The sequence below is a fragment of the Candidatus Hydrogenedentota bacterium genome, assembly GCA_018005585.1.
GTDB lineage: Bacteria > Hydrogenedentota > Hydrogenedentia > Hydrogenedentales > JAGMZX01 > JAGMZX01.
Genome location: JAGMZX010000033.1, coordinates 32,281 through 44,710 on the forward strand (window position 1 = coordinate 32,281; position 12,430 = coordinate 44,710).

Below are 12,430 nucleotides of genomic sequence, written 5' to 3' on the forward strand. Positions count from 1 at the left end.
TCATCCAGCCCCTGGAGCTTGTCCAGCAGCGCGCTGATTTCACTTTCCGCGGCGCCGCTGTCGACGGCAGCGGTGAGCTTGTCCTTCGTCTCGGCGCGCTGACTCTGCAGCGAGGCCAGTTCCTTCTGATACTTGCTGAATTCATCGAGCAGGATCGTCATCTCCTCGCCGGCCAGCCCAAGCTTGTCCGCCAAGTCCAGCACGAGCGCCTTGCCCACGAGCGCCTTCATCTTGGCGTTCGGGCACGCGCCGCAGCACTGCCCGTACGCGGACGCGCCGCACAGCATGGCCGCCAGAACCACTATCGCCGTCAACCTCGTTACACGCTTCATGACCGTCATTCCTCCTGTGTTCGATTTTCATTTCACGTCTGTGAATACCCCGCCGCACACTCAGATCCTGCGGCGCGCGCGAAGCGCGGACCCTCTACACTACCGGAGCCATGCGCCGGGCGTCAATACGCCCGCGGCATTTCACAGGCACGGGGCACGGACTTAGACCGCGCGTGCCGCCGAAAGGTTTTGGCATTGGGCTCGGGCGTGAAATGCCGCGCTGTCTGCGTCTCGCGAGGCTGCGCTCACGTTCCGCGCAAGCGCGCGAGGAAGTCCCGGTCACTCCGTTCCTTCACCGTGCGCCGGTCCAGCCCGAGCCGGCGCGCGGTTTCCACATAGCTTCCCGTTTGGGCGTACACGAGCGCGCAATAACGCCCCATCAACTGGTCCGCCGTGAGTGTGCCCTCCCTCACGGCATCCAGGAACGCCTCGCGTGGAGCAGGGGAAGACGGGCACACGCGCGCCGGTTCGTAGCTCCTTCGGATAACGAAATTACGCACGCACTGTTCCAGTTCGCGCACGTTGCCCGGCCATGGGTAGTCCGGGCCGAGATGGGCGTGGATCCAACGTTCCACTTCGTCCGCGAGGGAATCCGCCTCTTCCAGACCCGCCACGCGGCGCGCGAGGAACAGGAGCAGGTTGCGCAATTGCTCGGGGGATCCGGCTATCTGCTCCTTGAGCGGCGGCGTCACGATGATGTCCGAGCAGAGCCGGTAATACAGGTCCTGCCGGAACCGCCCTGCCTGCATTTCCGCGGCCGGGCTGCGGTTGGTCGCCGCGATCACTTTGCCTTTGAAGCGCCGGTCCGTCAGGTCGCCGATCCGCTGGAACACGCGCGTCTGCAACACGCGCAGCAGCTTCACCTGGATTGCCGGGTCCAGGTCGCCAATCTCGTCCAGGAAGACCGCGCTGTCCTCGGGGCACACCTCAAAGAAACCCTCCCGGTCCGCGAGGGCGCCCGTGAACGCGCCTTTCCTGTGGCCAAACATTTCCGACTCGATCAGCGTGGGCGAGAGCGCCGACAGGTTGATCGGATAGAAGCAACGGGCGGCATGCGTGGCGAAGCGCTTGCGCTTCGCGTCGAACGGGATGTACCGCGACAGCGCGATGGCGCGCGCCACGAGTTCCTTGCCGGTGCCCGACGGCCCCGTGATCAGCGTGGCGATGTCGCCCATGCGCTGGTACAGCGCGCGCCGGTACCGGCGCATGTCACACGTGAAGATGGATTGCCATACGGCCGCGCGCAGCCGCGCGGACACCATCGAGCCGCCAATGATGTTGTCGTAGATGGTGTGCCAGGCCCGCCGCAATTGGAAGAAGCACGCGAATACGTGTTCGGTTTCCCCCAGCGCGGACGCGACGCCCGCAACCCCAAGGTAATGTGCCGTGTCCCTGCAAAACTGGCTGTAAAGGCCCGCCACGGCGGTGTCCGTGGCTTTGCCTTGCTCCGTATCGATGACCAGCTCAAAGAACGGCTGCGTGTACTTGTTGAAAAGGTAATAGAACACCGTGTCCTGGTACAAGACCTGCTCGGCATCACACAGCCGTTCGCCCGCCACGAGACGCTCGCGCGCAGTGTCCGCCAGCGTATGTGCGCGCTCGGTCAGCAGCCTGAGATTCGGCCGCTCTTCCACTTCCTCGGCGTGTTTGTGCCATGTCCCGTCCGTTTCGACGAACGCATCGCCAAGGACGGCCCGTTCCTGCGCGATGCGCTCAGGCAGGAACGGATTGCAGTAGCTCAACCCGGCCAAGGCCTCCACGCATGGTCTTTCCGTATCCCGAAACAGCGCCATTATGTGTTCATTTCATACAAAAAATGTATATAGCTTATACATCATATGAACAGATGAATGCAAGCGCCATTCTGAGCACGAAGAACGGTTAAGTTGTAAATCGCTGCAATATAAGATCTTACGGTATTACGTCTGTCTGGCGCGGCGATTGCTTTGGTCTTCCTGGAATCAATACAAGGAGACAAAGCCCATGAAAGGCCAGACATTTCTCGCGCAAGTGCTGCACGAATCACCGTTCTCCAGATTGCACCCGAAAGTGGCGGCGTTCCTTAAAGGCTATCTCGACCATGAAAAAGTGGTGACCTTTCGCGGCAAATACATGGTAAACACGAATTTCCCGCCCTATCCCAGTCCCGCGTTCGACAACATGGCGGCGCAGTTCAACGTCATCGGCGACGTTTCCGCGCGAAGTCTGTTCTCGGTGACGCTCGCGGTGACGAACCGGTGCCCATACAACTGCTGGCACTGCTACAACGCGGGGCGGGTTTGCCGGGATGTGCCGCTGACCGTGCTTCGGGAAGTGGTGCGCCAACTGTGCGAATTGAACGTCGTTAACGTGACGCTGACCGGCGGCGAGCCGCTGTTGCGCGCGGACCTGGAAGAAATCGCGCATGCGTTCAGCGAGAAGTCGTTCTTGAATCTGAACACCACAGGTTCCGGCCTGACGCCGCAGCGCGCGGAATCGCTGCGTAAGAACGGCCTGTTCTCCGTGGGGGTGAGCCTGGATTCCACGATTCCTGCCGAGCACGACCGGCTTCGGGGCCGCGAAGGCGCCCACACAACGGCCGTCGATGCGCTGAAGACGGCCGCAGAGGCCGGGTTGTATCCGTACATTATCGCCGTGGCCACGCGCCAGTTTCTGAAACGCGAGCGGTTCGAGACATTCATGCGGTTTGCCGCGGCGTGCGGCGCTGTGGAGGTGCACCTGCTCGAGCCGGGCGCAATTGGGAAACTCACGGGCCGCACGGATGTCTTGCTCTCTCCTAAGGAACGGCAACAGATTCTGGCCTACCAGCACGAAGCGGCCGAGCGCGACGACCTGCCCATCCTGTCCAGTTTCACCTACATCGAGTCACCCGATGCGTTCGGCTGCGGCGCTGGCTTGACGCATCTCTACATCGACGGCAGCGGCGAGGTGTGTCCCTGCAATCTCGTGCCGTTGTCCTTCGGCAATATCACCCGTGAACCGCTGCCGCAGATTCTAGACCGCATGGGCGAGCATTTCCGCAAGCCGCGGACCTGCTGCGCGGGCAAGACGCTTGCGCGTCATTGCGGTGGCGACCGTCTCCCCCTGAGTCCGGAGGCTTCCGATGCGGTGTGCCGGCAACACCTGCCCAAACGTCATGCCACGCCGCGGTTCTTCCAGGTGCGCGGCGCGGCGCAAGGTGACGTGGGCGCCGAGGAGTTGAAGACCGCCTACGACCGTATCCATGGATCCTACGATGCGTTCTGGGTCGTCGAGGCGGGTAAACCGGTCCGTGAAATCGTGGACCGGCTGCCGCTGCGGGGCCGCCAGCGCGTATTCGAGGCGGGATGCGGCACCGGCTTCGCCACCGTGATGCTGGCGGAGCGGCTGGGGGCGCACGGCGAAATCGTTGCGGCGGACCTCTCGAAGGGCATGCTTGCGGAAGCCCGTGCACACGCCCGTTCGGCGGGCCTGACGAATGTGCGGTTTGTTGCGGGCGACGCGCTCGAACTGCTCTCCGCGGCCGGCCAGTTCGACACCATCTTCTCGAGCTGGGTCCTGGGCTATATCCCCTTGGCCCCATTCTTCGGGCGGGCGCGCGGCGCGCTGGCGCCCGGAGGCCGGCTCGCGTTCGTCGTGCACAAGGAAAACTCGCCGAAGGAACCGCTCGACATCTTCTGGGACATCGTGGCCGATGACCCATCGGTCCTGGAGAAACGCGTAGCCTTCGATTTTCCGCGGGACAGGGACCACCTGCGGAATGCACTGCTGGAAGCGGGACTGACGCCGGAACGGCTCTGGGACGGCCAGATTACCTTCCGTTACGGCACCCCGGAAAAGGTGCTGGAGCACCTGCTGAAGTCCGGAGCCGGCACCGCTTTCTACGACGCCGTCGATCCCGCGCGACGCAAGGCCCTCGAGCAACGATTTCTCGACACCCTCCGCGCGCGGCACGCCGGGGCAACGGGATACCCGGTGGTTCATGAATACATTTCCTGCATCGCCCGCCAGATGTAAACACAAATGGACCGAGAAGGGAATACACACCATGCGACTCTATCTTGTCAATCCTTCCAACCCAGTGGTCAGTATCGTGCGACTCAAGGAGAGCCCCTGGAACCGCTATCGCGTGTGGCAGCCGCTGAGCCTCATGGCCCTCGCGGGCCTGACTCCCCGCAATTGGGAAGTCACCATAATCGACGAGAACCTGGGCACAGCGGACTACGCGTCGATGCCCGCGCCGGACCTTGTGGGCGTTACCGCCTTCACTTCCCAAGCCAACCGCGCCTACGAAGTGGCTTCCTGCTTCCGGAGCAAAGGCGTGCCCGTCGTCATGGGCGGGATTCACGCCTCCACGTGCGCGGACGAGGCGCTGGCGCACGTGGATGCGGTTGTCACCGGAGAAGCCGAGGGCATCTGGCCGCAGGTGCTCGACGACGTTATCCAAGGCAACTTGAAACGCCTGTATGCCGGCGGATTCGCCGATATGGGCGGCGCGCCGTTTCCGCGTCACGACCTGTTGCCCCGCAGATACGCCATGGGCGCGATTCAGACCACACGGGGGTGTCCGCTGAATTGCGGCTTCTGCAGCGTGACGTCGTTCAACGGCGCCCGTTACCGGCAGCGGCCCATTGCCGACGTGGTGCGTGAATTCCAGTCGATTCCCGAGCAGCGTGTCCTCGTGGTGGACGACAACCTCATCGGGACGCGCCCGGAACATGTTACTCGCGCGAAGGAACTCTTCCGCGCGATGATTCATGCCGGTCTGCGAAAAAAATGGATGGCCCAGGTGACCATCGATTTTGCCGACGATGCCGAACTGCTCGCCTTGGCCCATCAAGCGGGTTGCGTGGGCGTCTTTGTCGGGTTTGAATCCACGGTTCCGGGGGACCTCCTGAGTGTGGGCCGGAAATTCCAGCTGCTGGAGAGCCGCGATTACCGGGACTCCGTCCGGCGCATTCAAAGGCACAGAATCCTCGTGGCGGGTTCCTTCATTCTTGGTTTCGACACCGATGAGCCTGGCATCGGCAAACGCATCGCGGAACTGGCTATCGCCTATGGCGTCGATGGTCTCAACGTGCTTTTTCTCACTCCCTTGCCCGGCACGCGCCTGTGGAAACAGATGCAGGCGGAAGGCCGGATCGCGCTCGACCGCTTCCCCGAAGACTGGAACTATTACACCCTAACCTATCCGGTCGTGCGGTTCAGACACTTGACGCGGGACGAGGCCATCAGCGAAATGATGACGTGCAGCCGCACCTTCTACTCCATGCGGCATATCACGCACAGGGTGTTCAAGAGCCTATGCCAGGGACGCAACCCGCTCATCAGCCTCGCGGGCAATCTCTCTTACCGGGGCAATATCCGCTTGGACCGCGAGGCCTATACGGATTTCAAGCGTCAGCTCTCGTCCGGGCCCAGCGGCACGAGCGCAAGGTTGTCTTCGATGACCGCCTCGTTGCGCATGTCGGACTGAACCACAAGCGGCCAATGGGTGAGGTTGTCCGTGATGACCGCGCCGCGCAGGTCCGGGCCGAGATAGAACTGCGGCTTGTGGTCGCGAAACTCGCAGCCGCGCACGAGGACCGAGCCGCTCAACGCGGCGATGCAGGGTTCGCGCTGCGCGCGCTGTTCCGGTGTCAACTCGCGATTCTCCGGCCATTCGCCGAACGTGCAGTTCGAGAACGCGACCATGCCGATGGGGTCGCCCTCGATAATCGCGCACCGGTCCGTTGGCCCCCAGAACCCGCAATTGTTGAAGCGCACCGAGCCGCGGTTCGCCGGGGCGACACGCACCATCAGCGACCGGGGCGGGTCGAGCAGCGCATAGCCGCCATTGTTGATCAAGACGCCCCAGGTCGCGCACGCGTCCACATGCACGCACACGTGGCATCGCTCCGCGTTCATGCCGTTGAAATTGCCGTAGGTCACACCCGCTTCGGTGCGCACGAACTTGTAGCCGATGTCGTAGTTGAAACAGAACGTGTTCAGCGCGTATTGACCGTCGCTGCGCCCGAAAACAAAGCCCGTGCCGTTGTCCAGCTGCCAGCGCGACATCGGCGAATCGTAAGTCCACCATGGGTTCCAGTGCACGTTTTCCAGACGGCAGCAATCGTACGATTCGTCGACAAACAGGCCGATATGCAGCGGCTGACCGTACACGTTACGCACGTACTGACGCCCGCCCGGCCCCACCTTGACGCCGTTGTACGGGTTCAATAATTCGACGTCGATGACCGCCGGGTTACTCCCGCGCATCGCGACCGCGTAGGGGTACGGCGTGGGCGGTGGCTCGAGACCCTGGTCCGGGTAGTAAATGCACACGCCCTGCAACACTGAGTTCGTGTCGAGTTGGACGAACGGCGGGCCCTCTTCGCTCCCCGCGCCCCCGCGCGGCAAGAACACCGTGCCGAACTCCGGCAGTTCGTCGTTCTTGTCGCGAACGCCCGAGTGCGACGGCGCCCATGCAAAAACGCCGCGCAGGGTGACGTCCTTCGGCACCGAAAGCGACCCGTTGAAGCTGTACCGCCCCGTCGGCGCAAACACCACACCGCCCCGCGCTGCCGACGCCGCGTCCAGAGCCGCCTGGAAAGCTGCCGTATTGTCATACTCGCCGTCGCCCGCAGCCCCGAAGTCCAGAACATTCCACTGCGACGTACTCGCCTGGTCCGCTGCGCCCCGGTTCACGGGAGCCCCTGTTCGGCACGCGACAAGCCCTAGCGCCATCAAGAGTACAGCGGCAAGAGCTGGATACTCACGGCGGTTTCGGAACCGGCGGGTCTCGTCCCCCTGCGGCGGACCCGCTTGCGCCAGTCCCTGGTCGCGGGGGCTGTCCCCGCCCGTATCCCCGTGGTCCCTTTGTTCCTTTTTGTCCTGTCCGAGGCGCATTTCCTTTCCCTTCCATGTGTTGTCTCGCGCACATTCCTCTTGACAGTCCGGCGCGCCAAGCGTAGAATACAATAAGGAATGACGAAGGGCAAATAGTATATCATTTGCCCACATTTTGTAATGCATATGGCAGGGCTTGCGTAATGTCTACCCCATGTCTGGTGCATGTGCGTGTGTGGGGCGCTCGGGACGTGTGTCTCTTGACGCTCGCCTTACTCGTTGCAGGTGCCGCCGCCGCGGTTCCGGCGTGTCCCACCATAGACACATTCGACGCGGAGGGGCGGGCGCTCTATACGGCGGTGTTGCGTTCGTGGGACGTCTCTGATATCGACGAGAATGGGATGGCCGACAGTTGGGAGGTAGCAGTGCTGGCGGAGGTGCTCTGCCGGGAGTCGCATCCGCTGAACAGCGAGGTGCGCGGGTGGTTCGACTCCATGCTCTCCACCCTTCGCATGGACCCGGCTTATGGAGTACTCGGCCTTTCCCGATACGAGAACGCCATTGTGGCGCTGATCCTGTTGAGCTGGCCCATGCGCGACACGATCACGGAATCTCTCTATCTCGCGCAGGATTTCTATGCGCCATACATACATCTTGCTTCGGGCATGTTGCCCTTCTCCGCCCAGGGCGACCCGGACGTCGACGGCTTGAACAACAAGGCGGAGTACGACGCCGTCATGGAAGTATTCGGGTCGCGCGCGACGTACGTCTGGGCCGCGCTGACGGCGCGCGGCGTCGAATCAGATTTCGCCGCCTCGCTGAAATACCTGTATGAACTGGAAATCCCCGCGGTAGGCTGCCTGCTGTGCGAGGACATCTGGACCGCCGACCTGGACCAGAACGATATCGTCGATTACGCGCACGCAATCCTCGTGGACCAGGTGCTCGCGTTTGTGGACCGGCCCCACTATGCGGATGTGGCCGCGGTCTACCTCTACAACAAGAATGTCGTCAGCTATTATGTTGACAAGTTGCCCGACCTGTATTGGTACATTGTGGACAAGAGCAAGGTGGTCAAGGCGTTGACCGGCGTGGCAACTATCGGCGATCCCGCTGACCTCGCGTTTATCAAGGCCGTCTTCTCGAACACGACGCTGACCGGTGGTTCGCCCATCGAGGTGGACCTCAGCCTGTTCAGCACCGCCGCGCGGCCGTACACCGGCGCGAAAGGCGACGCCGATGATGATGGCGTGTGCAATCTCGCCGAGTACAACGCGGTCTCGCACGATTATGCCGGGTTCCTCCTGTTTGCGGCGAACGCGATTAACGCAAGCGCTACGGCGGACGGCGGGGGCTGTGAAGGGCTCGAAGACAACAACGGAGAAGAGCCGGGCGCCTGTCCGTGCTTGGAGACTATCGACGCCGAAGGCGCCCAGCTCTACACGGTTCTCGGCGAGGACTGGGCTACCGCCGACCTCGACGAAAACGGCATGGCCGACAGCTGGGAAGCGGCTCTGACCGCCGACGTTCTGTGCGATTCCGCGTTTCCGCCTTTCTACATGGGCGCGCGAAAGAAATACACCGGCAACCTGCAGCGGCTCGAGGCGGACGGGCAGGCCGCGCTTGTCGCGTCCGTGAAGCACGTGCTCGCCGCGCTGATGACGACCAGCGGCAAGTTCTGCGAGATGTTCAAGGACGACTTCAACCTGACCGGCTATTACTTCCCATACAAGGAGCCGCCGGTTACGGGCGCCGAGATGCTCGCGGGCGGCGGCGACCCTGATGGCGACACGCTTACGAACAAGGTCGAATACGGGCAAGTCGTTGCGCAGGACGGCGACCGCGCCGCCTATGTCTATGCGGCCAAGCACCCGCTCGGCGGCACGGAAGTGGACCGTTGCATCGGGCTGTGCGAACCCGCTGACGGACCTTGCGCCGCGCACGATTTCGACGCGTACATGGCTTCCGTCGACGCTGCGTTGGCCATGTTCCGCGACCAGCTGGGCGGCTACAGCTTCGACCCCGGCGTCGCGGACATCAACGGCGGCATCGACGCGGAGAATCACGTGCTGCCGAACGGCATTCTCGACAGCGATGAATTCGCCCTGATCAATCACTTCTTGACACGAAATCTCGACTTGAGCGCGCCGGGAGGACCTACGTCCGCGCAGGTCTGCGCCGCCTGGGAGCAGAACCGCGCGCAGATGTTCGCGGACCTCGGCGGCACGGGCGGACTCCTGAATCTCATGGCGCCGACGCTCCATTACGTGCTGGCGGCGTACATGCTCATCGGGGACGAGGGTTCCATCGCGGTCCCGGTCACCGCGCTGACTCTCGCGGCCAATTACGACGAGATTGACCTCGGCGTGACCGTTCCAAACGTAACGAACTACACCCTGATGCCGGAAGTATTCGGTCCTGCGGGAGATCCGGACGCCGACGGGTATCTCAACCTTGAAGAGTATCAGTGTTTCCGCGGCCGGAGCCGTTGCTGTTATGTGTTAGGTGCGGCCGATTCGGCGATGGTGCCTGCGCCGGGGCAGTGCCTCTATCCTGGTGGCGAGGGCGAAGGGGAAGGGGAAGGCGAGGGGGAAGGCGAGGGCGAGGGGGAAGACGAAGGCGAAGGCGAGGGCGAAGAGCCGCCGCCGTTTGATGGGTGCAACGTTGCGTTTTGCGAACGGGATTGCGTCTATGCGGAGGGTGTCGATGCGGGATTTGCGGCCGCGTTGGTGGTCATCTACGAGAATCCGCTGCTGGACGAGGACCCGGTCACCGCTGACCTCGATGAAAACGGCCTGGTAGACACCGTGCACGCGCGGCTCGTCGACGCCGTGCTGGCCGACCCCGGCGATATGAATTATTGCTGTGTCCGGCTGCCCTACGAATATAATCTGGTTGAGGCAAACGCCTATGCGGACGCTGTTGAAGCTGCACAGCCGCTGCTGTTCAACCTCATTCCGCGCGAAGCAATGGTCAATGCTATCGCGGGCCTCATGACGCTCGGCGAAGCCGCTTCGATCGCGATCATCTCTGACGCCTTGAACGACGCGCCGATCGAATTGCCGTATCTGGATGTGAACGTCTTTGACCGTGCGGCAGAGCAGTACCTGGCCTCAAACGGCGACGCGGACCTCGACGGCGTATGCAACCTCGGGGAGTACAACGCGGCGGCGGGTGACTTCGACGCCTTCGTCGCGGCGGTACGGAATCCGCAGACGGCCGCGGACGGCGGCGGCTGCCCGCCTTGCGAAGGTGAGGGGGAGGGCGAAGGGGAGGGCGAGGGGGAAGGCGAAGGGGAAGGCGAGGGGGAGGGCGAAGGTGAAGGCGAAGGAGAAGGCGAAGGCGAAGGCGAAGGAGAAGGCGAGGTGCCGCCGCCTTGCCTGGAATTCGCGTGTGAGGAAACACCGCAGGCCTTTGTCGACTTCGACCAACTCGAATCCCACATTGCCGTACCTTATGCGGGCGTCATCACGGATGTGAACGTCACGCTGGACATCACGCACGGGGCCGCGGGCGACCTCGTTATTTGGCTCAAGGCGCCGTCGGGCGCTTCCGTGTTTCTCGTGTCGCAGTTGGGCGGTGCGCAACCTGGTTTTGTCGGAACGACCTTCGATGACGAAGCGTCCTTGTCGATCCTTTTCGCCGACCCGCCTTACACCGGGGCCTTTGTGCCCATTGGCCCCTTGTCGACGTTTGACGGCTCGTATACGCAGGGCACGTGGACCCTCTTCATCTACGACGCCGAGGCCGGGAACGTGGGTACGCTGAATGGATGGCATCTGACGTTCAACGATTCGTGCGGTACTCCAGGAGAAGGAGAGGGAGAAGGAGAGGGAGAAGGTGAAGGTGAAGGTGAATATGAGGGGGAAGAAGGCGCGGGTCCCTCGAACCACTCAGCGGACCAGGACGGCAACTTCCAGATTGACTTGTCGGAGCTGTTGCGCGTTATTCAGCTCTACAACAGCCTGGCCTATTCCTGCGCCGCGACGGAAACAGCCACCGAGGATGGCTTTCAGCCAGGTCCGGGAAGCCACGCATGCCGGCCCCATTCGAGCGATTACAGCGGGGGTGCCGATTGGACCATCAGCTTGTCCGAGTTGTTGCGCCTGATTCAATTCTACAACTCTGGCGGCTATCATCCTTGTGACGAAGGCGAAGACGGATTCTGTCCCGGATTATTGTGAACGCGGCTCGGGGGAATGCCCTGATAGCCGAAAACGAGCAGGATGGCGCTTGTGAAAGTGTTGCATACGGATACGATGCGTAGGGCAGGCCTCGTACTGTGTCTCATCGGCTTGGGCGCGGGGGCGCATGCCGTGCCGCGCATCCTGATCGTCGGCGACAGTTGGGCCGTTACTGTCTGGGCGGGGCGCGCCATTGACCAGGTCCTGCAGGAATACGGGATTAACGACGTCGAGTCCGTCGGAGACCTGACCGCGCGCGGTGGCAGCACCGCTGAGGACTGGACCGCGCCCGATTGGCTCGCGGCAATCACGCAGCAACTGAACGCGTACCCAACCATTGACACGGTTCACCTGATCATCGGCGGCAATGACGTTCTCAGCAAGATCAAGACCACCAACGTATTTACAGGCTGGCCCGCCCTCCTGCGCGAGAGCTGGTGGCAGGAAATCCAGAACAACGTACAGGTCATCGTCAATTATTGCCTCATGCACCCGCAGGTCAAACATGTGGTCATCTCCGATTACGATTACCTAAACCGCGCCACGGTTCAGGTGATTTACTGGATATTGGGCCAGACCTTCGATTTCGGCGGCATGACACAGGGCCAGGTGAACACCGCTTTTATCGAAGTGGGACTCAAGAAGCTGGCTGTCGCGCAACGTACGCCCGGCTGCTATTACGTGCAGAATTTCGGCCTGCTTCAGTATCACCACAATACGCCCGCGGGCGCGCCCCATCCCGGCGTATATCCGGACTACAGCCCCTATCCCGGCGGCAACAGTGACTATCCCATGCCCGACGCGGCCTTTGATACGATCCAGATTGGCCCCTTTTCCCTTCCCGGAGACGGGATACATCCCAGCGTCGAAGCACACAAGGTGATGGTGCGCAATGCGGTCGAACAGTTCTACTTGGACTGGTACGGCGGCGGCGAGGGTGAAGGCGAGGGTGAAGGCGAAGGGGAAGGCGAGGGGGAAGGCGAGGGCGAAGGGGAAGGAGAAGGAGAAGGCGAGGGCGAGGGAGAAGGCGAAGGCGAAGGAGAAGGAGAAGGAGAAGGAGAAGGCGAGGGTGAAGGCGAGGGCGAGGGTGAAGGCGAGGGTGAAGGC

7 protein-coding genes are annotated in these 12,430 nt (G+C 62.4%); 4 read left to right on the forward strand and 3 right to left on the reverse strand.

Annotation, left to right across the window (positions count from 1 at the left end; translation table 11 throughout):
- Together KA184_07825 and KA184_07830 are read right to left on the reverse strand one after the other, a co-directional pair.
- The coding region (locus KA184_07825; GenBank protein MBP8129476.1) for a hypothetical protein at window positions 1–332 on the reverse strand (332 nt) is incomplete at its 3' end.
- 245 nt (window positions 333–577) lie between these two features.
- On the reverse strand, window positions 578–2,125 hold the full coding sequence (locus KA184_07830) for a sigma-54-dependent Fis family transcriptional regulator (GenBank protein ID MBP8129477.1): 1,548 nt from the start codon (window positions 2,123–2,125) through the stop codon (window positions 578–580).
- Between the two features lie 190 nt (window positions 2,126–2,315).
- Between KA184_07830 and KA184_07835 the strand changes: the two genes are divergently transcribed.
- Together KA184_07835 and KA184_07840 are read left to right on the forward strand one after the other, a co-directional pair.
- Window positions 2,316–4,328 (forward strand): methyltransferase domain-containing protein, encoded by a 2,013-nt coding sequence (locus KA184_07835; GenBank protein ID MBP8129478.1) that lies wholly within the window; start codon window positions 2,316–2,318, stop codon window positions 4,326–4,328.
- Between the two features lie 31 nt (window positions 4,329–4,359).
- Entirely contained in the window at window positions 4,360–5,787 is a 1,428-nt protein-coding gene (locus KA184_07840) for a B12-binding domain-containing radical SAM protein (GenBank protein ID MBP8129479.1), read from the forward strand.
- Here KA184_07840 and KA184_07845 read toward each other — a convergent pair.
- A complete protein-coding gene (locus tag KA184_07845) occupies window positions 5,712–6,998 on the reverse strand; it encodes a hypothetical protein (protein MBP8129480.1) in 1,287 nt (428 codons plus the stop codon). The two genes, KA184_07840 and KA184_07845, sit on opposite strands and share 76 nt — an antisense overlap.
- A gap of 344 nt (window positions 6,999–7,342) precedes the next feature.
- Here KA184_07845 and KA184_07850 point away from each other — a divergent pair, with 344 nt between their 5' ends.
- Both KA184_07850 and KA184_07855 read left to right on the forward strand, forming a co-directional pair.
- Window positions 7,343–11,323 carry a proprotein convertase P-domain-containing protein gene (locus KA184_07850; GenBank protein MBP8129481.1) on the forward strand — a complete coding sequence of 1,327 codons (3,981 nt, stop codon included), beginning with the start codon at window positions 7,343–7,345 and terminating at the stop codon, window positions 11,321–11,323.
- Between the two features lie 51 nt (window positions 11,324–11,374).
- On the forward strand, window positions 11,375–12,430 hold a 1,056-nt coding region (locus KA184_07855), incomplete at its 3' end, for a hypothetical protein (GenBank protein MBP8129482.1).

Bases quoted from the DNA above. Each gene is read 5' to 3' on its own strand.
- KA184_07835 (MBP8129478.1), top strand. From the start codon at position 2,316: ATGAAAGGCCAGACATTTCTCGCGCAAGTGCTGCACGAATCACCGTTC.
- KA184_07830 (MBP8129477.1), bottom strand. From the start codon at position 2,125: ATGGCGCTGTTTCGGGATACGGAAAGACCATGCGTGGAGGCCTTGGCC.
- KA184_07840 (MBP8129479.1), top strand. From the start codon at position 4,360: ATGCGACTCTATCTTGTCAATCCTTCCAACCCAGTGGTCAGTATCGTG.
- KA184_07850 (MBP8129481.1), top strand. From the start codon at position 7,343: ATGTCTACCCCATGTCTGGTGCATGTGCGTGTGTGGGGCGCTCGGGAC.